Origin of the sequence: Paenibacillus sp. FSL H8-0079, assembly GCF_037991315.1 — a bacterium.
Classification (GTDB): Bacteria; Bacillota; Bacilli; order Paenibacillales; family Paenibacillaceae; genus Paenibacillus.
This window is the reverse complement of sequence record NZ_CP150300.1, coordinates 431,317-451,902: the sequence shown is the minus strand read 5'-3', so window position 1 is coordinate 451,902 and position 20,586 is coordinate 431,317. Positions and strand designations below refer to the sequence as shown.

Annotated in this window: 23 protein-coding genes and 1 riboswitch; of the genes, 7 read left to right on the top strand and 16 right to left on the bottom strand. The window is 48.4% G+C overall.

Translation table 11 applies throughout. From position 1 onward, the window contains the following. Positions 1 to 11: 11 nt before the first annotated feature. The 12 genes from MHI06_RS02175 to serS form a co-directional block, all read right to left on the bottom strand. On the bottom strand, positions 12 to 785 hold the full coding sequence (locus MHI06_RS02175; protein ID WP_340400256.1) for a 5-oxoprolinase subunit PxpA: 774 nt from the start codon (positions 783 to 785) through the stop codon (positions 12 to 14). Then, on the bottom strand, positions 782 to 1,816 hold the full coding sequence (locus tag MHI06_RS02170) for a biotin-dependent carboxyltransferase family protein (protein WP_340400255.1): 1,035 nt from the start codon (positions 1,814 to 1,816) through the stop codon (positions 782 to 784). The genes MHI06_RS02175 and MHI06_RS02170 overlap by 4 nt, the downstream gene beginning before the upstream one ends. Further along, positions 1,813 to 2,529, bottom strand: a complete 717-nt coding sequence (gene pxpB, locus MHI06_RS02165; protein ID WP_340400254.1) for a 5-oxoprolinase subunit PxpB — start codon at positions 2,527 to 2,529, stop codon at positions 1,813 to 1,815. The genes MHI06_RS02170 and pxpB overlap by 4 nt, the downstream gene beginning before the upstream one ends. Positions 2,530 to 2,580: 51 nt before the next feature. Continuing rightward, a complete protein-coding gene (locus tag MHI06_RS02160; protein WP_340400253.1) occupies positions 2,581 to 3,414 on the bottom strand; it encodes a DUF2785 domain-containing protein in 834 nt (277 codons plus the stop codon). Between the two features lie 3 nt (positions 3,415 to 3,417). Then, the gene (locus MHI06_RS02155; protein ID WP_340400252.1) at positions 3,418 to 4,008 is read right to left on the bottom strand and encodes a histidine phosphatase family protein; all 591 of its coding nucleotides are present in this window, start codon (positions 4,006 to 4,008) and stop codon (positions 3,418 to 3,420) included. Beyond that, positions 4,005 to 4,595, bottom strand: coding sequence for a DUF1572 family protein (locus MHI06_RS02150; protein ID WP_340400251.1), 591 nt, complete (start codon positions 4,593 to 4,595; stop codon positions 4,005 to 4,007). Before MHI06_RS02150 ends, MHI06_RS02155 begins: the two co-directional genes overlap by 4 nt. Before the next feature lie 68 nt (positions 4,596 to 4,663). Next, positions 4,664 to 4,993: a DUF952 domain-containing protein gene (locus MHI06_RS02145; protein WP_036673184.1), complete on the bottom strand. Its 330-nt coding sequence runs from the start codon at positions 4,991 to 4,993 to the stop codon at positions 4,664 to 4,666. 51 nt (positions 4,994 to 5,044) lie between these two features. Then, positions 5,045 to 5,602, bottom strand: coding sequence for a GNAT family N-acetyltransferase (locus MHI06_RS02140; RefSeq protein ID WP_340400250.1), 558 nt, complete (start codon positions 5,600 to 5,602; stop codon positions 5,045 to 5,047). A 32-nt stretch (positions 5,603 to 5,634) separates the two neighbouring features. Further along, entirely contained in the window at positions 5,635 to 6,039 is a 405-nt protein-coding gene (locus MHI06_RS02135; protein WP_340400249.1) for a DUF2809 domain-containing protein, read from the bottom strand. Between the two features lie 4 nt (positions 6,040 to 6,043). Continuing rightward, positions 6,044 to 6,595 carry a GrpB family protein gene (locus MHI06_RS02130; protein WP_340400248.1) on the bottom strand — a complete coding sequence of 184 codons (552 nt, stop codon included), beginning with the start codon at positions 6,593 to 6,595 and terminating at the stop codon, positions 6,044 to 6,046. A gap of 163 nt (positions 6,596 to 6,758) precedes the next feature. Next, positions 6,759 to 7,865 (bottom strand): Ig-like domain-containing protein, encoded by a 1,107-nt coding sequence (locus MHI06_RS02125; protein ID WP_340400247.1) that lies wholly within the window; start codon positions 7,863 to 7,865, stop codon positions 6,759 to 6,761. 490 nt (positions 7,866 to 8,355) lie between these two features. Then, positions 8,356 to 9,654, bottom strand: coding sequence for a serine--tRNA ligase (gene serS / locus MHI06_RS02120; protein ID WP_340400246.1), 1,299 nt, complete (start codon positions 9,652 to 9,654; stop codon positions 8,356 to 8,358). Between the two features lie 388 nt (positions 9,655 to 10,042). Between serS and MHI06_RS02115 the strand changes: the two genes are divergently transcribed. Next, positions 10,043 to 11,278 carry an MFS transporter gene (locus MHI06_RS02115; RefSeq protein ID WP_340400245.1) on the top strand — a complete coding sequence of 412 codons (1,236 nt, stop codon included), beginning with the start codon at positions 10,043 to 10,045 and terminating at the stop codon, positions 11,276 to 11,278. Positions 11,279 to 11,685: 407 nt separating this feature from the next. Here the strand turns inward: MHI06_RS02115 and MHI06_RS02110 are convergent, their stop codons facing one another. Then, positions 11,686 to 12,171 carry a hypothetical protein gene (locus tag MHI06_RS02110; protein WP_340400244.1) on the bottom strand — a complete coding sequence of 162 codons (486 nt, stop codon included), beginning with the start codon at positions 12,169 to 12,171 and terminating at the stop codon, positions 11,686 to 11,688. A gap of 233 nt (positions 12,172 to 12,404) precedes the next feature. Between MHI06_RS02110 and MHI06_RS02105 the strand changes: the two genes are divergently transcribed. From MHI06_RS02105 to MHI06_RS02080, 6 genes are all read left to right on the top strand, one after another. Continuing rightward, positions 12,405 to 12,791 (top strand): VOC family protein, encoded by a 387-nt coding sequence (locus tag MHI06_RS02105; protein WP_340400243.1) that lies wholly within the window; start codon positions 12,405 to 12,407, stop codon positions 12,789 to 12,791. Positions 12,792 to 12,951: 160 nt separating this feature from the next. Continuing rightward, positions 12,952 to 13,064: riboswitch (TPP riboswitch) on the top strand. 308 nt (positions 13,065 to 13,372) lie between these two features. Then, positions 13,373 to 14,413 carry an ABC transporter substrate-binding protein gene (locus tag MHI06_RS02100; protein ID WP_340400242.1) on the top strand — a complete coding sequence of 347 codons (1,041 nt, stop codon included), beginning with the start codon at positions 13,373 to 13,375 and terminating at the stop codon, positions 14,411 to 14,413. A gap of 263 nt (positions 14,414 to 14,676) precedes the next feature. Further along, positions 14,677 to 14,967 (top strand): thiamine-binding protein, encoded by a 291-nt coding sequence (locus MHI06_RS02095; protein ID WP_090904115.1) that lies wholly within the window; start codon positions 14,677 to 14,679, stop codon positions 14,965 to 14,967. After that, positions 14,967 to 15,725 carry an ABC transporter permease gene (locus MHI06_RS02090; protein WP_340400241.1) on the top strand — a complete coding sequence of 253 codons (759 nt, stop codon included), beginning with the start codon at positions 14,967 to 14,969 and terminating at the stop codon, positions 15,723 to 15,725. Before MHI06_RS02095 ends, MHI06_RS02090 begins: the two co-directional genes overlap by 1 nt. Before the next feature lie 38 nt (positions 15,726 to 15,763). Next, entirely contained in the window at positions 15,764 to 16,672 is a 909-nt protein-coding gene (locus MHI06_RS02085) for an ABC transporter ATP-binding protein (protein WP_340400240.1), read from the top strand. 81 nt (positions 16,673 to 16,753) lie between these two features. After that, complete coding sequence (locus MHI06_RS02080) at positions 16,754 to 17,584, top strand: TatD family hydrolase (RefSeq protein WP_340400239.1); 831 nt, start codon at positions 16,754 to 16,756, stop codon at positions 17,582 to 17,584. Between the two features lie 122 nt (positions 17,585 to 17,706). Here the strand turns inward: MHI06_RS02080 and nfsA are convergent, their stop codons facing one another. The 3 genes from nfsA to MHI06_RS02065 all read right to left on the bottom strand — a co-directional run bounded on the left by nfsA (position 17,707) and on the right by MHI06_RS02065 (position 20,368). Continuing rightward, complete coding sequence (gene nfsA / locus MHI06_RS02075; protein ID WP_340400238.1) at positions 17,707 to 18,450, bottom strand: oxygen-insensitive NADPH nitroreductase; 744 nt, start codon at positions 18,448 to 18,450, stop codon at positions 17,707 to 17,709. Then, on the bottom strand, positions 18,443 to 19,042 hold the full coding sequence (locus MHI06_RS02070) for a TetR family transcriptional regulator (protein ID WP_169480865.1): 600 nt from the start codon (positions 19,040 to 19,042) through the stop codon (positions 18,443 to 18,445). The genes nfsA and MHI06_RS02070 overlap by 8 nt, the downstream gene beginning before the upstream one ends. A gap of 165 nt (positions 19,043 to 19,207) precedes the next feature. Then, the gene (locus MHI06_RS02065) at positions 19,208 to 20,368 is read right to left on the bottom strand and encodes an ABC transporter permease (protein WP_340400236.1); all 1,161 of its coding nucleotides are present in this window, start codon (positions 20,366 to 20,368) and stop codon (positions 19,208 to 19,210) included. Positions 20,369 to 20,586: the final 218 nt, after the last annotated feature.

The window sequence follows — 20,586 nt, the reverse complement described above, 5'->3', positions numbered from 1 at the left end:
GAACAGACGTATTATCCAGCTGTATGCGCGGACAGCACAACGCCTTCCGATTCCAGCACACGACGAATTTCTTGCGCAAATTCAAGGGCATTCGCTCCGTCACCGTGGATGCAGACTGTCTCTGCCTTAATGGGAACCAGCGTACCATCCGTGGATATAACCACACCGTCTTTCACCATCTGGAGCACTTGCGCAATCGCTTGTCCTGACTCTTCAATGATGGCTCCGGTTTGGCTGCGAGGGGTTAGCTTGCCATCCGCCCCATAGGTTCGATCCGCAAACACCTCGCTCACACTGCGCAGACCGATACGATCCGCAGCGCGAATCAGCTCACTGCCCGCCAGACCATACAGATACAGTTCATGCTGTACTCGATAGATTGCCTCGGCGATGGCTTCAGCAAGCTTCGCATCTTCTGCGGCCATATTGTATAAGGCTCCGTGTGGTTTCACGTGATGCATGTGCCCCCCACTTGCACGGACAAAGGCATCCAGCGCTCCGATCTGATACACCACCATGTCATATGCTTCCCGTGGCGTAATATCCATACGTCTTCTACCAAACCCCTGCAAATCCGGCAATCCGGGATGGGCTCCAATTGCAACCTGATGCTCCAATGCCCTCTCCACCGTCATCCGCATTGTAGCCGGGTCTCCTGCATGAAACCCGCAGGCAATATTGGCTGATGTAATCAAGGGTAGAATAGCCTCATCCGATAGCGTGCGATATATACCATAACTTTCGCCCAGATCACAATTGATATCCAAGGTATTCGAGGTATTCATTGAGCGCCCTCCATTTCTGCCATTCTTCTGCGTATCAGCTTATCGATAAGCTGCATGTTGCATTCTTGTTCCATGTACAACTGACGGGCTTGATCATGCGTAATCTGTTCAAAAGCAATTCGAGTTCCTGGCTTAGCCTGAGCCAGGATTGGCATATCCACCCGGGCTACCTGTGCAATCACAGGGTAACCTCCAATCGTCTGATGGTCTGCCATCAAGATGATGGGTTGCCCATCCGGAGGCACTTGCACCGTGCCATAGGTAACGGCATCAGACAGCCGATCCAGCGGCTGTTCCAGCTCCAATCTTGAACCTTGTAATCGATAACCCATCCGATCCGATTGCGGAGAAATCACGTATTTTTCCACGTAGAACTGCACCAGACTTTCTTGGCTGAACAGCAAACTGTCCTTGCTCTCCATCACACGAATAACAGGATGCCCAAAATAGTCAGGTCTTTCACGTTCAGATAAAAGCCACGCAGGCGCCAATATTCGGTGGTCCCGCTCACTCTGCTTTACCTGCTGCTCCATACGCTGCATCCAACCTTGCGCTTCGGCAGAAGGTTCACCTATGGATAACAGATCCCCCACGCGCAGGGCTCTACCTTCCAAACCGCCAAGACCTGTCTTGAGATCCGTACTTCGACTGCCCATCACTTCAGGCACAGCTATTCCACCCGCAAACGCCAGATAACCGCGCAAACCATGACGACATGGGCCAAACTTCATTACACTTCCTGCCCGCACCAGCACAGGACGCCACAAAGGTACAGACAGATGATCCACCGTTGCCGTCAGATCGGCTCCACATAATGAGACTAGCTGGCTCTCCTGAAATCGAAGCTCTGGCCCCGTCATCGTCATCTCCAGTACTGCCGCATGTCGGGAGTTGCCCACAAGCATATTGGCTGCTCTGGCTGCAAAGGTGTCCATGACCCCGCCAGGATGAATACCATACCGGCGATAGCCGGTTCTGCCTTCATCCTGAACGGTAGATAACAGACCAGGGCGAATCACTTCAATACTCATTGTTCGCCCTCCTTCCGCTTCAACGCCAGATAGTCCCGCATCGTAATCTGTTTGAATCGAACCCGATCACCTGCTGCCAGCAAACTCGGTACGTTCTCATCCGGCCGAAACAACCGGAGTGGCGTTCGTCCAATACATTGCCATCCCCCAGGTGTGTCCACCGGATAGATTCCCGTCTGTTTGCCACCGATACCTACTGTGCCCGCCTCAACCCGGAGCCTCGGCGTCGCTCTTCTGGGCGTAGCAATCCGTTCGGATAACCCGCCGAGATACGGAAAACCCGGTGCGAATCCAATCATGTGCACAAGATAGTCCCCAGATGTATGAATCGCAATAACTTCCTCTGTGGTTAGTCCATGTTCACTGGCAACATAGTCCAGATCAGGTCCCCACTCACCACCGTAACATACGGGAATCGTGACCGTCCTGGGCTTGTTTTGTACGGATTCCTTCATTTGATTCAACTGCTGAAGCAGAATCAGGCATAACTCGGGGTACGAGGAGATGAACGGATCATAGAACAGCGTAACCGACGTGTAAGAAGGCACCCATTCGATCATGGCTGGCAGCGTACGCTTTTCCAATAAATCACATACAGACATCACTCTGCGCTGTACCGCTTCAGACAAGTGATCCCCGCAATCGATAATAACCGCTGTCTCACCCAGCGGAGATAGGATCTCCTCCGTCCATGAATACGACATTGCGCTCATGTGCCATTTCCTCCTTTTCCCATACCCAATACCCATATATCTAGTATCCCGTTACTTTTCTTTTCCTAATGCCTGCAATACCATCGAACGAACAGCCGGAAACGGCTCAGCTTCTTCTGTACGTATGGCAATATAGAGTGTCTGCAAGAATAGACGCATATTCAGGCTCATCTGACTGGTTTCAAGAAGGGATCTGTTCTCTGCCTTATCTCCCTGATGAAGGGAATCGATCCACACCGTAATATCCTTTGGCTCTAGCAGATTCCGACGAAGAATGGTAATTACAGCATGCGCTATTCGCTGATCTTCATCATGGATGTAAACTACACTTGATTCCGTTATTTTTACAGCGAGTGCATGCAGAAGTTCCAGCAGATCCGTTCGCTCCAGATATGGCGATTGTGCCAAGTCTTCAACCGCATCCGCCGCGTGTGCCGGAGCATGCGCCCAGCCCTTATCATCGGCGTAGCCGCGAACATCTTTTTCACATTCCAGATATGTAGTCAACCGATGATGAATGCCTGCGATATCCTCCTTGTTTAAGAAAGGCCGCTCACGATCCACACTCAGAATTGGAGGCAGCAACAACACGGAGAACGTCCGCGTAAACACACTATCTGTTCCCTGCTCTCCGATCCCATAGAAAAGGTGCTTATCGTCCAGCGACAACTGCAACACATCCCTCAGCTGCTCTTCCGAAAATACACCCTGCCCAATCCAGGTCGCTAAGGTAACATAGATCAATTCATCCCGCAGAACAGGGTCAGGACTGCCAATATGCTTCATCATATACAGCGCCAATTCATAAGGCTGTTCCACGTTATCGATGGATAGATCAACCGACTGAATATGCTGTAATTTTTGTTTTAACGTCAGAGCATCCATCTATTAAGACTCCCTGGACGAATCCAAATGTACGCTGCAATTGTACAGTTCGCATTGCCACACATTCTCATTCTTGGCGATCCGGGTAATGGATGTGTTGGACAGCTTCACGCTGATATCAAGCTCAGGCACCAGACCTCTCAGTGTATTCCGCAGAACAGCTCCGTGACTGACAACGATCACTCTTCCATCGGGGTGCTGCTGTACGATATCCTCAAGCACCGCACTGCCTCGAACAGTCCCTGCATCTGCAAGCTCCCGTCCCAGATCCAGAGTACTCCAGTCCGCTCCCCACTTGGCTAACCGTTCCTCTTCCGTCGTTCCTTCGACCTGTCCTCCGCCCATCTCGCGAAGTCTAGGGTCCAGATGAATCTCCTGAATGCCCAAGCGATCACCGATGATGCGAGCCGTCTCACTTGCACGCTCCAAGTCACTTGCATAGATGGCATCCCAGGATTCCTCGGCCAGTCTCGCGGCAAGTAATACCGCCTGTTCTCTTCCATCCTGATCCAGCGGATTATCCGTCTGTCCCTGTGAACGTTTTTCCTTATTCCACGCGGTGCTTCCATGGCGAATCAATGTAATTTGAGTCATTGTTGTTCCTCACCTTTTTCTATATGAAGTTCATCTTCTGTAAAATGTTTGCGCGCCTTCGGTTTGGCAAATTTGCCGCCATTATATTGAGAAGACCCGTTTCTCGGAATCGAGAGACTGTCCCAAGATGTTTCTTTGAGCATTTTCGCGGCAAATACAATCTGCCCTACATGATACGGATAATGCGCCAATTGCCGAATAATTGCCTCCATGACGGTATGTCCTTCATTGCGAATGTATATGATATGAGACAATTGTTCCGGGGTAAACGAACGAATGGCTTCGAGTAGGCATGTCCAGCCTTCCTCCCATTTGGCAAGCAACTCTTCCCGGGATGTAATATCATTCACGAACTCGGCGTCCCGTTCACGCCACGGTTTCTCACCATCTGTTGTCAGTACATCCGTCCAACGGGACAGCATATTGCCCCATAGATGTTTTACGATCACCGCAATGCTGTTCGCGTCTTCATTCCAGGATTGAAACAATTGCTCGGAATCCAGTTGTGCCATGGCTTTTTCCCCGAGCTGCTTGTAATACAAGAATTGCTTCTCGGCTGTCTCCAGAAAAACCTGATTCATATCCATCCGTTAACCACCCTTCGAAAAAGTATAATGTCCCCAGATCACGTCCAAATAGAAGCGTCACATGTTATTTATTCAGGAAATGAGAATGTGCCGTCTGCATTCGGTTCAAATGGAATGACTTTGCGAACAGCATCCAGATTCAGCTCTCCATAGATATGTGGATATAGTTCATTCAATTCGTAGAGATCCTCATATACCAGTTCCGGCTTTAACGCCTTCTCATCAATACTAAGTAATAACAGATCTGTGCGGCCTGCATAATATTGCCCGGCTACCCATGGGATCTGTTCCTTAGTGGAACAATGAATGAATCCGTCTGTCTCCAGGCTATCTGGTGCATACTCAGTCCCCTTTGACACTTGCTCCCACAACGAACGGGAAATAATACTATAGATCATGGTTCCGCCTCCTTCAATTTCTGCGATGTACCCTATGTGTCATTGGGAGTATTATAGATCATCCCGGATACGGGAGTACAATTTTTGATCCGTGAATACACCTTTGATCTTCAACTGTTTGCGTAGCAAACCTTCGTACGACATGCCCAGCTTCTCCATTACGCGTGCAGAGCCTATGTTGTCTGCATTACATTTCCCCTCCAACCGATTGCAGTCCAGTTCCCGAAAGCAATAATCCACGATAGGTTGCATCGCTTCTGCTGCGAGACCCTTACCCCATTGACTGCTGGCTATCGCGTACCCTAGTTCAGCACTCTGCATGGGTTCGTTGAGATGAAAAATGCCACCCCTCCCGATCAAGGTCCCTGTTTCCTTCAGGATAAAAGCCCAGATATAGACCGTTTTCCGTTCATAATTATCCAGTACCCGCTGAATATATTGAATCGAATCCTCCGTCGTCTCATGGCAGTTCCACAAGCTTTGCTGACTCACTCGCGGATCAGAGGCAAACGCATAATATTCATCAAGATCATCCATCGCAAGGCGTCTCAGCTTCAGCCGATGGGTTTCGAATTCGGGCGATTCGGCAAAAAGTTTCTCTCCATTCACTCAGAACACCTCCATTACTCAAACTGAGTGCATCATCTAGTCATCTTATTTCTCAGGAAATAACGATCGATTACAGCCATACACAGAATACCGACCGTATATCGAATCAGATCGATCACCAGAAACCCATGTCCCAAAATAAGAGCACCTAATACGGTAGAGCGTATCTCAATCAGCCAAGGCATCTGAATCAACTGCGAGAACTCAATCAACCAGCTGAATATACAGCTAAAACACATCGCCCATACCAAGCTGCAATGAGGCCATATCATGCGAACTCCGAAATAAATCATGCCTGCCCAACATGCATCACCGAAATGTTCATGCACCCAATCCGGCAATCGTTCACCATAGTGTCTGGATGCCAGTCCTGCCGCCATGGTCACCATAACTGCGAAGAAATAGATCAGCCTGTCTTTGATAAATACGCTTTTCAATCAATCACACGCTTTCATCAAGCACTTGTAAAATAAATTGCGTTTTGGCAGCGGTATACGATTCCCTATCTTCTTTATTCTCAGCAGCAAGCTTCGTCTTCAGGACGGCGTAAGCTTCCACCAGATCTGGGCGTTTTCTCAGTACATCCCGAAACCGAATTTGACGATCCCAACGTTCCTCTCCTGGGCGCATAAGATGAAGGTGTACAGCTCTCTTGCCATCCTTAACCCTGACCCAGAATCGTCTGTATTCCCGTCCATCCAGTTCAGGCGGAACGTAGTTCCAGCCCACCGGATTCAGCTGATCCGCAATCAGATCCATGTCATCCCATGAATGTACCTCTGCCATCAGATCAATGATGGGTTTGGCGGGTAATCCGGGAATGGACGTGCTTCCGATATGTTCGAATTGATGGATGTTAAACTGCTGTAGAAGAAGTTTGAGTTGCCGGATTTCTTCCTGAGCCTGCGCGCCCCAATTGGGGTTGGCCTTAGCAATCTCTACCGACTCTGTCGCCCAGGCAGGCCAATTTTCCGGTTGCAATGGATCTGTCATTACCAAGCTCACTCCTTGATTTCGTCAGATTTCTATATATCCAAAAAAGAAGCGTATGTCTACGCCCCTTGGTTGTCTGTTACCTTGATGATATTGATGATTTTAAGTGTCATGTATTGATTTTATCTTTGAATTGATGCAAAGCACTTCATTATATAAATATTTATTTTACCGTAACAGGAATCGTCACTTTTTTGTTGCCCCACTTGGCCGTTATGGACGTTTTACCTTTGCCTACAGCTACGATCTTGCCATTTGTTACTGTTGCTACGCCCGGCTTTGTGCTACTCCACACCGCGCTGTTAGTCACAACAGTGGTTTTGCCTGTATCATACTGAGCCATAACACTCAGCGTTGTACTTCCCTGCGGAGACAAGACCAGTTTTTTCTGGCCTGTAATCAGCTTTTTAAGCAAAGGCACAACGGTAACCTCTGCCTTTATTGTCTGATTTTGATAAGTTCCTGTCAAGGTCGCTTGTCCTTCTGTCAGCGTCTTGACTGCTCCATTTTTCACGATAGCTACATTTGTATTGGAAGAGGTCCATATGACCTGTTTCGAAAGGTTAATGGTTTTGCCGTTCGCGTAGGTCCCGATAACCTTCAACGCCTTGGACTTCTTGATGTTTAGCTGCATTGTGGCAGGAGTGACCTCGACTTTGGTAATTTCGTCCGTCACAGCAACAGGGACTTTCACAATCGTTGTTCCGTACTTGCCTTGCAGCAATACTCTGCCGGGTGTAACGCCTTTGATTTTGCCGTTTTCCAGCACAGCCGAAGACGTGGATACGGACCACACAATCTCAGACGTCACATCCTCTTCCTTACCATTCGCACGAGTAATGCTTACTTTGGGAAGGGTGCTTTCACTGCCTTTAACGAAACTGTAAGAGTTCGGTGAAGCTTTGATGCTTTTGATCTTCTCCTGTACCTGCACAACCAACTGAGCTTTAGCCCCGTCTACCTCTGCATAAATGGTTGCTTCGCCCGCGGCCACAGCCTTGACTTTGCCTTTCACCATCGTGGCAACTGTTGCGTTACTGGTAGACCATGTTACGCCTTCGGTAACATCCTGTTTGTTATCAAAACCTTCTACCGTTGCCATCACCTGAAGCGTAGCCGTTTCGGAGACGCTCATCTTCTGCGGACTGCTGTTGGTTATTTCAATCGATGTCACGTCACCGGTAGCCGCCAAAGCCAACGAAGGGACCAGTACGGTTAATGCCATAATTAGAGCAAGTGTGCCTCGAAGCGCCAGTTTGATTCTACTCATTTCTATCTCCATCTCCCATAATCCAATATTTTACTTCTATTATATTATATCGGATATGAATTGCATAAAGTTGAATAACGTAAGTGGGAGTCTTGGAACAATTCATAATTTTCATTGTATAATATGGGAAGGTCGCGTATCCACCAAGATTCGTCCTGAAGACGAAATGGTTCTATTGATGAAAACAGCCCGCAATCGTTTCAAAAAAGCCCTTGAATCTGGACAAATTGAAATCATTAACGAGCGTGAATGGAAGCTGCGTTGACAATTAAAGAAATAATTTTATTTACTTACATAAACGAAGAAATTTGTGATCAAGGAAGTAAGCTATATCTTAGGTCCAAGCACTTACCGGATCAGTTCAGCACAACATAGTAGGAGATCGGTTCGTTAAATAGTGTTACCGTTGAAAAAGGGATGTCCATCGTCACATGCAACATGACGTGTGGAACATCCCCTTTTTGAATTACTAGAGCTTTAACTAACCTCTCTACTTCACTTCATCCTGCTCTGGCAAAATCAAGCTCTCGGCCCCGCCCATATAGGGCCGCAGGGCTGCCGGAATGCGAATGCTTCCATCCTCCTGCTGATGATTCTCAAGCAAAGGAATCAGGATACGCGGCGATGCTACCGCCGTATTATTCAAGGTGTGACAGTAGGCCAACTTGCCTTCGGCATCCAGGCAACGAATGTTCGAACGGCGAGCCTGAAAATCATGCAGATTCGACGACGAATGCGTTTCTCCATAGGCACCGCGGCTTGGCATCCAGGTCTCGATGTCATACTGTTTGTACGTTTTCTGCGACATATCACCGGTACATACAGCGACAACACGATACGGCAGTTCCAGTAATTGCAGCAATTCCTCGGCGTGTCCCGTAATCTCTTGCAGCATGCGCTCCGATTCTTCCGCATCAGGGGCACAGAGGATTACCTGCTCGACTTTGGCAAATTGGTGCACACGGTACAACCCACGTACATCACGTCCGCCGGAGCCAACCTCACTGCGGAAACAAGTCGATACCGCAGCCAGTTTCACTGGCTCTGCAACATCAACAATCTCATCCGCATAATACGAAACCAGCGGCACTTCAGAAGTCCCCACCAGCCACTTGTTCTCCCCTTCGAGTTCATAGACCTGATCTCGACCGGTTGGGAAGAATCCGGTGTTCACCAATGCATCCTCCCTGACCATCAGCGGTACCTCCATTGGTGTAAACCCATGCTTCAGCAGCAGATCAAGCGCAAGTTGCTGTACAGCCCGATGCAGTAGCAAGCCAGCACCTTTCAATACATAGCTTCGCGTCCCGCCAATCTTAACTCCACGGGGAATATCGATGAGATCGTGCAATTCCCCAAGTTGGACGTGATCTTTGGTGTTATACTCGAACGTTGGCACCTCTCCCACACGTCGTAGCTCTACATTGTCTGCGTCCGACAAGCCATTGGGGGTATCCGGGGACACGATATTGGGTACCAGCCATTGCAGCTTGGTTACTTCCTCCTGCACAGGGGCAAGCCTAGCTTCCACGTGTTCCAACTGTTCATTGAGCTGTTTCACCTGTGCCCGCAAACCCTCGGCCTGTTCCCGATTCCCGGCTTGCATGAGTCTGCCAATGTCCGCGGATAACGTATTGCGCAGTCTGCGCCCTTCTTCCGATTCCTGCAAAAGTGCTCTGCGTTCTTCATCCCGCTCCAGCAATGTACGAATGTTGATCTTGATTTTTTTCCCGTCCGCTGCGGCCTGAACCTCTTCTGCATGTGCCCGAATCCATTTCATTTCTAACATGGTCACCGTCTCCTTTGGCTGTAAAAATGCAAAGAGCGCCCTCATCCCTTGGGACGAGGAGCGCTCTGCTCGCGGTGCCACCCAACTTGCTGAATCAGGATATCCTGCTTCCAGCCTCTTGGTCCGCGATAACGGGCGGTTCCGGTTAACTTGGGGAAATATCGCTCCCCTGGCGAAAACGCCTCCGAGTTGGATGCTCTTCAACGGCATGGTCCGATCTGTAATTGTTGTGTCTCAGTATATACGATCGTCAGACCAAATTGCAACCTTCTGTATCGATCAGGAATTCATGGCACAACTTGACATGTCCTGTTATGATAGACTTTGTCTCCATGATTACGCTTTATTCTGATTCTCAATTTATGTATATAAGTAGAAGGAGTTCGTTATGAAAAAATTACTGTGGATCGGATGTCTGTCCTATTTCCTGATTGGACTGGCACACGTTGTACTCGGTTCCATTCTACCGGTTGCACTTGAACATTACGGCAAAGATTATAGCCAAGGCGGAACGCTGATCTTCGCTCAATTTGCCGGATTCCTAGGTGGTGTATTGTTATCCCCATGGCTGAACAGACGTTTCGGTAAACGGGGAGGTCTGTTAATCGCCACAGGGTTGCTCTGTATTGCAGAATTATCCTACATGCTGTTGCCACCATGGGGCTGGATGTTCGTCATCGCACCCGCAGCCGGCTTTGGATTCGGAATGGTTGAAGCTGTCATTGGCACCATTATCATCGCTGCAATCAAAGACAATACGGCCGTTGCCATGAGTCGACTGGAAGTGTTATTCGGAATCGGGGCGATGGTCATGCCGCTCATTGCCAGTGGTCTGATTGCTGCCGGATACTGGCGCCTTTCCTTTCTCGTTGTTGCGATCTGCGCAGCACTAACCTTTATATTCTGGGCGAAAGGATCATTCGGTGAGCTAGACCAGGTGCTGGATCGACGAGGTTCAAATCATGCTTCGGTACATACGCACTCTGCTGGAACATCGGGTGAGATGCACACCGCACCTGCCAGTTCATCCGGCCCAACCTATCGCGGACGTAACCTGACTCTGCTAGTACTATTCGTCCTGTTCTTCTTCCTATACGTTGGCACGGAGATGAGTCTTGCGAACTTCATGCCAGCGATCCTGATTGAGAAAATGAACATGAAGGAAGCCGGAGCAGCGCTTAGCGTCACCTGTTTCTGGATTGCCATGTCTGTGGGAAGACTCTTCGCCGGGTATATCGCAGAGAAATTCCAATACCGCGTCTATGTCCTGTACAGTTGTCTCGCATCTGTTCTCTTATTAATGGTATTTCCATTTACAAACCAAATCTGGTCTGCATTTCTCATTATCTTACTGCTTGGACTTGCGATGTCAGGCATTTTCTCCATTGCCCTTGTCTTCGCCAGTAAACTGCTGCCAGGAACCGAAGAATCCACGCCCAGCATTTTGATTGCCTCAGGTGGAGTTGGCGGTGCCATTCTACCTTTGACGACGGGATGGAGTCTTGATCATTTGGAGGTTAATCAGTCTGCATGGATGCTTGCCATCTTTGCAGTTGGCCTACTTGTCATTAGTGTGATCACGTATCAATGGCAGAACAAACATGTGGCCGATCCAGCAACTTAACGTTATGCGTCGAGGCAGTCCTAAGAATTAGAATTACCTATTAAAGAAATCGAGATGTCCGCTGTCATGACTTGACGGTGGACATTTTTTTGTAGCGTTATTCTGTTCTAACGAACCTAGCACAAGTTGTTCGCATCCATTTCTGCATGTTTGAAATCTAACGAATCCTAGAGACTTTATTGTTAGGTAGTTATCAAAATTTAAGGTCTCGTTGCAGTTTTTTTGCATAATAACGCCGCTGAGATTCGTTAGATTTTTCATTCCCTAAAAACTGGCCTAATAAGGTGTTCTTGATTCGTTAACGCTATAATACGATTTATTCATTTGCACAAGATTGCCCAGGAAATACTTTCTCGAATGCGAGACATTGCTGAACACCTTAGAAACCAACATGCCTTATTCCATTTTTAAGACACGACGACAGTAGCCTTTTCCCTAATGAATTTACCGAATACATACCGCACGAGTGGTCCCAGAATAATTAACTGATATGGAAGCGCCAGGCTGAAGTTACGAGCGATCGTATGAAGGTACGTATGGAATATGGAACCCCCACTTAACTGATTCGCAAGATAAGCCGAAATCATCCCATACAAGGACATGATCAGAACCATGCCAATCACCATGAAAAATGACATGGCGAGCACACCAAGAATCTTGTTGGACTTGTCAAAGGGCAAGGAGAATGCAATCTTTCTCGCCACAGAGCCAACAATGAAAGACTCCACCAAAAACGCGATGACAAAACATAATATGAATTGAAGCAGTATCTCAAGCGGGGACATCTTGCCGAGTAACCCACTGTGCCATAGATTGAAGAACATCATGACCACGACCATCCCTGTACACATCATTAATCCGAAAATAATTTGTTCCTTCTTGCTTGTTGGCAATTCTCTCATCCTCTCTGTTTACTTTGACAATTATAGAGATCATGGATACCCCCACATAAGTGAACGTTCTGTGAACTACATAATCATTGGATGGTTACTACAGCTCAATTTCACACGTGCATATATCAATAATCCCCACTTGACAACTAGGTTTTATAAATCTATCATACTCCTTATTATGTAAGGGAAATATTGGCCGAATACATTCACGGATCATAAGGGGGATTACTTCGATGAGTTTTCAAAAGCGCATCGACCACGTCGGCATTGCCGTTCGTGATCTGGATACTACACTCCGTTTCTATACGGAGGTTGTTGGACTGGAACTGAAAGACCGGGTAACGCATACAAACGGCGTCATTCAGCTTGCCTTTCTCGGCTTCAATGGCAGCAATGAGACTGAAATAGAGTTAATTCAAGGGTACAGCGACAAGCTGCCTGCCGAAGGAACTGTGCACCATTTTGCCATCCATGTGGATGACCTTGATTCTGAGTACAAACGCATCCAAGCCACCGAAGCCGAATTTATCGATGGAGAAATCATTACACTGCCTAACGGTTACCGTTATTTCTTCATCTATGGTCCGGAGAAAGAATGGATCGAATTCTTCCAACGTTAAGTACATCAGCTAGAGCGTGAACAATTAGGACGGTTCAATAGTAACCTGTGTAATTCCTTTGATGGATGGCATGCTCCACTCGACCGCACGCTATCCAGTTCCTGACTGGACACGTTCCACCCACTGGCCTATAATAACACCTAGTAATGCCCGTAACTTCATAGTTTCCCAGGGGAGTCGGAATTGGCCGGCTGAGAGTGTATCCCACCAAGATACTAACCCTTAGACCTGATCTGGATCATGCCAGCGTAGGAATCGGAGTATATCGAAATGGCACAGCCCTATGGCTGCACGCCACCTCTCTAACGCCTGCACGCGTCCCGGAATACGGGGCGCTTTTTTTGTTACTATCAGAAGTATAAGTTTGGAAGCATCACCTTCCTGATATGGCAAGAAAAACTGCCGCTAAACGCGGTCTGGCTTCCTTGAATGACATCGATGGACGTTTTACTTACGTTCAAAAATAACGTCATCCAGATCTCAACTGGTATAAATCTGTCGATTTATGCAAGATGATTGGATATGAAGCCAAGGAGTACACCGTGCCAATCGGCCGGACATACCGAAGGAGAGAATCAAACATGAATTGGCGTAAAACAATGGGACTGTTGCTCTTATGCGTACTACTGGTGACGGTAGCCGCATGTGGCGGCAAAGAAGCTGCCCCGGCAGCACAGAACGGCAACACCAATACGGAAAGCAGCAACGAAGGTGACACTTTCGCCCTGAAAGATATTAAAGTGGTGCTCGACTGGACACCGAATACGAATCATACCGGCCTGTATGCGGCCGTGGATCAAGGTTTTTACAAGGCCGCAGGCTTGAATGTTGAGATTGTTCAACCAGGTGCCGGTGGCGCAGATACGATGGTTGCATCGAATGAAGTGCCTTTTGGTGTAAGCTATCAGGAGAGTGTAACTCAAGCCCGCACACAGGGTGTCCCACTCGTCTCCATTGCAGCAGTTATTCAGCATAATACATCCGGGTTCGCTGCTCCGGCGGATCGGAATATCAAATCGCCGAAAGATTTTGAAGGTAAAACCTATGGCGGTTGGGGTTCCCCAGTGGAAGAAGCCGTGATGCAATCCATTATGGAAGGCGAAGGCGCCGATGTATCCAAAGTAAAAAACATTAACATGGGTGACGCTGACTTTTTCACTGCAGTAAAACGGGACATTGATTTCGCGTGGATTTTCTACGCTTGGACAGGTATTGAAGCCGAACTGCGCGGGGAACCGATCGACATGTTATACGTGAAAGATTATTCAGATGCACTGGATTATTACACGCCTGTCCTCGTGACAAACGAACAGACGATTCAGAACGACCCTGAGCTGGTGAAAGCATTCCTGAAAGCCACTTCCGAAGGGTATCAATATGCGATTGATCATCCCGAAGACGCAGCGAACATTCTGATCAAAGCTGTACCGGATCTGGACAAGGAATTGGTACTAGCAAGCCAGAAGTGGCTCAGTCCCAAGTACACAGATGACGCCCCACGCTGGGGAGAACAAAAACAGGAAGTGTGGCAGAACTACACCGACTGGATGTTTAGCAAAAAACTGCTGGATGAACAGATCGATGTGAGCAAAGCATATACGAACGAGTTTTTACCCCAATAAAATTCTCATATAAAACGAACTTAATATTTACACGAGGACGGAGAGGACAGAAATAACGTAAAAAAGCGAAGCGGTCTCCTAAAAGCTTTCTGAAAGAAAGCTGCATCGGAAGCATACGCTATCACCGGATTTTCCCTTTAGAGAAAGGGAATCAAAAAAAATCTGGGGATAACAGCGATCGGAAGAGGGTACTGCAATCGAAGTTATAAGTGTAAATCTGGTTCAATTCATGCAATTTATCACGAAAGGAGCCGTGATCTCTCATGGCAAGCACATTACTTAGCATTCAAGTTATTCCGAAAACGCCAAATGGCGAGAACTCTTACCCTTACGTAGATCGCGCCATTGAAGTTATTCAGCAATCTGGCCTGAAGTATCAGGTGAACGCGCTCGACACCACGATGGAGGGGGAACTGGAGGAACTGCTGGAGGTTGTCCGTAAAATGCACGAGGTACTCGTGGAGGCTGGCAGCCCAAGCATCATCTCCCAGATCAAGATTGCCCATAGCCCTTCTGGCTTCAGCATGGATACCCTGACGGAGAAATATCGCTAATGCATGCCTATTTCAAAAGCGTATGGCCGCCCATTGTGGCGGTTATTCTCTTTATAGCAATATGGCAGGGAGCCGTCTCCCTATTCCATATTGAGAAATGGATGCTGCCCGCACCGTCCGATATCGCCCGCGAAGCGGCAACACAGGCCGAGCGACTTGTCATGCACGCCTCTGCTACCATTCAATTAACGCTGATCGGATTCGCTGCTGGCACCGCGGTTGGATTACTGATTGCTATGGTGCTGCATTTGGTCCCTTTTCTCAAGTCAGCCCTGTATCCTTTACTTATTCTTAGTCAAAATATTCCGACCATCGCGCTCGCGCCGCTCCTGTTAATCTGGTTCGGATTCGGGCTGTTGCCCAAACTGATTACCATCATCCTCGTCTGCTTCTTCCCCGTTGCGGTGGCGGCCATGGATGGCCTGACACGTACTGACGCGGCCATGATGAACTATATGCGCATGGCTGGTGCCAAGCGTCGTCATATCTTCTGGAAGCTGGAGCTCCCCCATGCCCTGCCATCCGTGTTCTCCGGTGTCAAAATCGCCGCTACCTATAGCGTGATGGGTGCCATCATCGCCGAATGGATTGGTGCAGACAAGGGTATTGGTTATTATATGATGCTGCAAAAGTCAGCTTATCGCACGGATCGCCTATTCGTGGCGATCATGATTATTGTCGCGCTCAGCTTGCTGCTCTTCCTGTTCATTGCGCTGCTGGAGAAGCTGCTCGTACGCTGGCGACCACAGAAGCGGTAGTAAAGCATGTAATCTGTATATTAGGAAGTGATGATCATATGAATCGGCAACAGGACGAACAAGTCCAGCCTGGACGAGGAGCAAGTGCATTGGAGCCAAAGCACGGTGAAAAACCTCACCCGGCTACACCTGATCGGCCTGCCAATTCTACTCCTGCTCCGGTTCCACCTGCACTGGACGTTGTTAATGTTCATGCATCATTCCGCGAGCGACGGAGTAGGCTATCGGTTCTGGACGGCCTGTCCCTGACTGTCGAGCAAGGTGAGTTTGTCGCTATCGTTGGTCCTTCTGGCTGCGGCAAAAGCACCCTGTTCCATATCGTCGGCGGTCTGCTGAAGCCACAGGAAGGGCAAGTGCTGATGAATGGTCATGATGTGACGGGACAGCGTGGCAAGATTAGTTATATGCCTCAACAGCCCGCTCTTTTCCCATGGCGTACCATTGAAGATAATGTACTACTTGCTGGTGAAGTAGCGATAAATGCTCCCCCTCGGGCAGAAGCACTTGCAGAGGCTCGAAAGTGGTTAAGCAGCGTGGGACTTGCCGGGTTCGAGCAGGCCTATCCTCATATGCTGTCGGGCGGAATGCAGCAGCGTGCTGCCTTTTTGCGTGCCCTGCTCAGTCCGCAGGAACTGATGCTGCTGGACGAACCTTTCAGCGCGCTGGATGCACTGACACGTAGTGACATGCAGCGCTGGCTGCTCGATATCTGGGAACAGAACCGCCGCTCGGTGCTGTTCATCACCCACAACATCGAAGAAGCATTGCTGCTTGCGGATCGAGTCTATGTATTATCCAACCGACCTGCAACGGTGTTGCATGAGGTACATGTTCCTTTTGATCGCCCAAGACGAGAAGAAATTACGGAGGAATCCGCATTCCTTGAGCGTAAACGGCAGATTGCACAGTGGATGAGAGAAGAACAGCAGAAAGCCCGCCTATCATGATAGCGCGGGTTTTTAAGTTATTATTTTCCTTTAATGGGTGATCCACCATAAAAAATTCTACGTAACATAGTTAAAATATAAATGAACACAAGGAGGAATTCCCTCGTGCATTCTCAAGCTTTTGCACCATTGATTGATGCTCACATTCACTTCGATCAGTATACATCTGACGAACAACGTGAGATGCTGCTATCATTCCCGTCTCAGCAAGTCGAAGCAGTCATCGCCGTGTCCATGAACCTCTCTTCTGCCCAGGCCAATCTGGAGCTTGCAAAGCAACATCCACGCACCATCTATCCGGCTTTCGGTTTCCATCCGGAACAGGAGCTGCCTTCCACTGCAGAAATGGATCTGTTCTTCCAATGGATCGAGAAGCATATGGGACAAGCCACAGCCATAGGAGAAGTCGGTCTTCCCTATTACAACCGTCAGGAGGCTGAGCAGGCAGGGCAGCACTTCGATCAGAGCGGGTATATCGAGCTGCTCGAACGTTTCATCCAGCTCGCCAAAAAGCATAACAAACCACTTGTCCTTCATGCGGTATACGAAGATGCGGATATCGTCTGTGATCTACTGGAGCAATACCAGTTCCGACGTGCTCATTTCCACTGGTTCAAAGGATCTCGCGAAACCGTAAGGCGCATGGCGGACAACGGCTATTTCATCTCTTTCACGCCGGATATTCGGTATGAAGAAGAGATTCGTGAACTCGCCCGGCAATATCCAGCGGAACAAGTCATGGCGGAGACTGACGGACCTTGGCCCTTCGAAGGACCTTTTCAGGGAAGAATGACACACCCGGCCATGACCAGACAGGTCATTCAGGCTTGGAGTGAGATCACCGGCATGGGAACTGAGCGGGCCGCCCGTCTCTTTTATCAGAATACGAAGCGTTTCTACGGCTTAACTTAATTCAAAATTAGGTAGAAGCAAGCACACTCGCTTGCCCTGCCAACTCAGCACAACACATTACAGCTCAGCACAAAGAAGCCAGTCGGCTGCGCACCGACTGACTTCTAATCTATATATAAATCTTAACGCTTCAAAAATCCTTTGCCTTCCAGGAACGGTCTCACCTGCAACCGTGTTGGCTCAGTCAGGCGCTTCGCCATTAGCTCGGACCATGGGGTCGTTCGTTCTCCATTGGTCCGTTCTTTCATATACGCTGTCGTAGTCTCATCATACTGCTCAACACCTTTAATGCTCTGCTCGGCATTATAACGATTACGATGCAGAACTGCATCCAGTGGCAGACGCGGGCGAATTCCCGTTTCCTGATCTGCAACACCAATGCACATGCCGTACACCGGATATACGCCCTCCGGCAATCCCAACAGCTCAGCGACTTCCTCAATTCGAGTACGAAGCCCGCCAATATATACAATTCCAAATCCCAGTGACTCTGCTGCAAGAGCGGCATTCTGGGAAGCCAGTGCGGCATCAATTGTGGCTACCATGAAATTCTCTGTGGAATCGGCATACGATTCCTTCTCAGGAAGATGACGTTTCGCAGCATCACTCAACCGATACAGATCGGCACACCATACAAGAAACACCGGACATTCATTGACATAGGCCTGGTTGCCTGCCAATTCAGCCAGCTTGGCTTTTTGCTCTAAGTCAGTCACAGCAACTACGGTATATGCTTGCACACTACTTGAAGAAGAAGCCATCTGTCCAGCCGCTACGATGGCTGCAAGCTGCTCATCACTTACTGGGTCTGGCTTGAATTTGCGTACAGAACGGTGTTTCATCATCAACTCAATGGTTTCATTCATGGCTGTTCACTCCCAATCCTCGAAGTACGAACTCAATCGTCTGCTCAGCGAGCTCGTCTGTATTCATATCTTGATAATCAAAGCCAAATCGTGAATTCTTGGCCCGTTTGTGCGCCAAAGCCACACCCATAACCTGAAGCATTGCATAAGATACCGACTCGATCTGGAACAACCCCTGGTCTTTTCCTTCTTGCAGCAGTTCTCTCACTCGGGTCCAGACAGGGTCCAGAAAACGAAATACGGTAGCTGTGCGATGTGTACGCAGCGTAATTTCAAGCTGCACAATATCGCTCATCTCCCGATCCGTCATCGTGAACTTCACAACTTCACCAATAATTCGTCGGATACCTTCCACAGGCGAGGACATGGACTCTTCAGCCAGCGAATTCATCATGTGATCCGGGAAGAAATGCTCAAATAATGCTTCGAACACCTTTTCTTTTCCGCCAAAATGGTATGAGACCAGCGACACATTCGCACCCGCCTCATCACAGATTTGACGAACACTCGTCCCGTCATACCCCTGCTGTGCAAAAAGCTTCTTGGCTGCAAGCAGTATCCTCGTTTTGATATCCAACTCCGGTTCCGTCATTCCGTCCCGCTCCCTCTTGTCCGTTCATTTCATTCGCTCCAGCTCAAGAGCTGTAGTCAGGTAATCTATCTGTCTATTATATTACACCAAGCACCCCGATGAAAATCATCGGGGTGCTTGTCCTATCCTATAAAGCAAAGATATGCATCTTATACATCTGCTGTATTAGTTGTTCGCTTGAGCCGGGCTTGGTGCCCCAGCTGGCATGCGTTGTTTTTTCAACAATGTCACGACCAGTGACAAAGCAACTGCAACCAACAATACAATCACGATAGAGCCCGCAGCAGACTGAACTCCTGGGCCTCCCAACTGCACGCTCAGAATACCCTGAACGGCGTATGTTGCAGGCAGGTACTGCCCGATGCCGCTATAGAAGCTGTTCAGCAATTCACGCGGTACCATTGCACCGGAGGATACCAGTTGCAATGACAGTGAGATGATGTTGAACAGACTTCCTGCCGGTCCGAAGCAGATCAGGAAGAACTGGGAGAAGAACATGAACGTGCACAGGAAGAGCGCCTGGAACAACCAGAATGCGACGAATCCTTGTTCAATCTGTCCGCCCAATGCCATGATCAATGATGATCCCAGCAAGGAAACGACCAATGCAGAACCCACGTTAATAACTACTCTTGCGCCAAACAAAGTCAAGCGGGAATAGGTAGAGGACAACATGCCCATCGCTGTCTGGAGATTCATCCCCATGATCATGGCTCCTACATACGAAGCCAGTACCATCATCATTGGTACCATCTGATTATTCATCCCGTTAACCGGGTTGATGGATGTTGTCGTTCCTTCCACTCGGGTAGTCAGGTTCGTAGCGGCTTCAGCTGCCTGATCCGCAGGTGCACCTGAAGCGGTCAACACCGTCTGTACGCCTTGTGCTGTAGCTTGTTTGTTAATCGTGTTTGTCACACTTTGTGATACACCTTGCATCATGCTTTTAATCGTAACCGGATTTGCTTCATTAATGGTGTATTTAATCTCGGCGGTTGAGCCAGCCGTCTGAAGCAATTCGTTAAATCCAGCCGGGATAGCCAGCACCATGTGTACTTTGTGATGATTCAGCTGATCCAACGCTTCAGCCGCACTCAGATTGGATACGGTGTGGAAAGGCAGTGTTCCTGCGAGTGAATCCACGATTCCTTTGGACATTTCGCCGTCCTCGTTCACAATCGCAACCGTCAATTCTTTCGTACGGTCATTTACTCCAGAATATGCGGTCATCCAGATCACGCTAAAGATCACTTGGAACATAAGTGCTGTTACGATCCCTACAATCACTGGCGGTTTTTTAAACAATGTACGTAAAGCCTGTAACATAAAAGGTGTCCTCCATTACTCAATTAGTTCTAATTTGATTTAAACAGTTGTTTGAATCAAACGATCGTTTAAATTTTATGTGAATATGTCCATAATGTCAACTGATTTTTGAAAAATTCAGAAAACACAAGCTTCATTCATGAATACAATTGATCCATTTTCAAAAAAGGTCATTACGCTATCCTTTTCCCGAAGGAAATAACTTATAGTCTAGCGTA

Bases quoted from the DNA above. Each gene is read 5' to 3' on its own strand.
- MHI06_RS02175 (WP_340400256.1), bottom strand. From the start codon at position 785: ATGAATACCTCGAATACCTTGGATATCAATTGTGATCTGGGCGAAAGT.
- MHI06_RS02170 (WP_340400255.1), bottom strand. From the start codon at position 1,816: ATGAGTATTGAAGTGATTCGCCCTGGTCTGTTATCTACCGTTCAGGAT.
- pxpB (WP_340400254.1), bottom strand. From the start codon at position 2,529: ATGAGCGCAATGTCGTATTCATGGACGGAGGAGATCCTATCTCCGCTG.
- MHI06_RS02160 (WP_340400253.1), bottom strand. From the start codon at position 3,414: ATGGATGCTCTGACGTTAAAACAAAAATTACAGCATATTCAGTCGGTT.
- MHI06_RS02155 (WP_340400252.1), bottom strand. From the start codon at position 4,008: ATGACTCAAATTACATTGATTCGCCATGGAAGCACCGCGTGGAATAAG.
- MHI06_RS02150 (WP_340400251.1), bottom strand. From the start codon at position 4,595: ATGGATATGAATCAGGTTTTTCTGGAGACAGCCGAGAAGCAATTCTTG.
- MHI06_RS02145 (WP_036673184.1), bottom strand. From the start codon at position 4,993: ATGATCTATAGTATTATTTCCCGTTCGTTGTGGGAGCAAGTGTCAAAG.
- MHI06_RS02130 (WP_340400248.1), bottom strand. From the start codon at position 6,595: ATGACAGATCCATTGCAACCGGAAAATTGGCCTGCCTGGGCGACAGAG.
- MHI06_RS02125 (WP_340400247.1), bottom strand. From the start codon at position 7,865: ATGAGTAGAATCAAACTGGCGCTTCGAGGCACACTTGCTCTAATTATG.
- serS (WP_340400246.1), bottom strand. From the start codon at position 9,654: ATGTTAGAAATGAAATGGATTCGGGCACATGCAGAAGAGGTTCAGGCC.
- MHI06_RS02115 (WP_340400245.1), top strand. From the start codon at position 10,043: ATGAAAAAATTACTGTGGATCGGATGTCTGTCCTATTTCCTGATTGGA.
- MHI06_RS02105 (WP_340400243.1), top strand. From the start codon at position 12,405: ATGAGTTTTCAAAAGCGCATCGACCACGTCGGCATTGCCGTTCGTGAT.
- MHI06_RS02100 (WP_340400242.1), top strand. From the start codon at position 13,373: ATGAATTGGCGTAAAACAATGGGACTGTTGCTCTTATGCGTACTACTG.
- MHI06_RS02095 (WP_090904115.1), top strand. From the start codon at position 14,677: ATGGCAAGCACATTACTTAGCATTCAAGTTATTCCGAAAACGCCAAAT.
- MHI06_RS02090 (WP_340400241.1), top strand. From the start codon at position 14,967: ATGCATGCCTATTTCAAAAGCGTATGGCCGCCCATTGTGGCGGTTATT.
- MHI06_RS02085 (WP_340400240.1), top strand. From the start codon at position 15,764: ATGAATCGGCAACAGGACGAACAAGTCCAGCCTGGACGAGGAGCAAGT.
- MHI06_RS02080 (WP_340400239.1), top strand. From the start codon at position 16,754: ATGAACACAAGGAGGAATTCCCTCGTGCATTCTCAAGCTTTTGCACCA.
- nfsA (WP_340400238.1), bottom strand. From the start codon at position 18,450: ATGAATGAAACCATTGAGTTGATGATGAAACACCGTTCTGTACGCAAA.
- MHI06_RS02070 (WP_169480865.1), bottom strand. From the start codon at position 19,042: ATGACGGAACCGGAGTTGGATATCAAAACGAGGATACTGCTTGCAGCC.
- MHI06_RS02065 (WP_340400236.1), bottom strand. From the start codon at position 20,368: ATGTTACAGGCTTTACGTACATTGTTTAAAAAACCGCCAGTGATTGTA.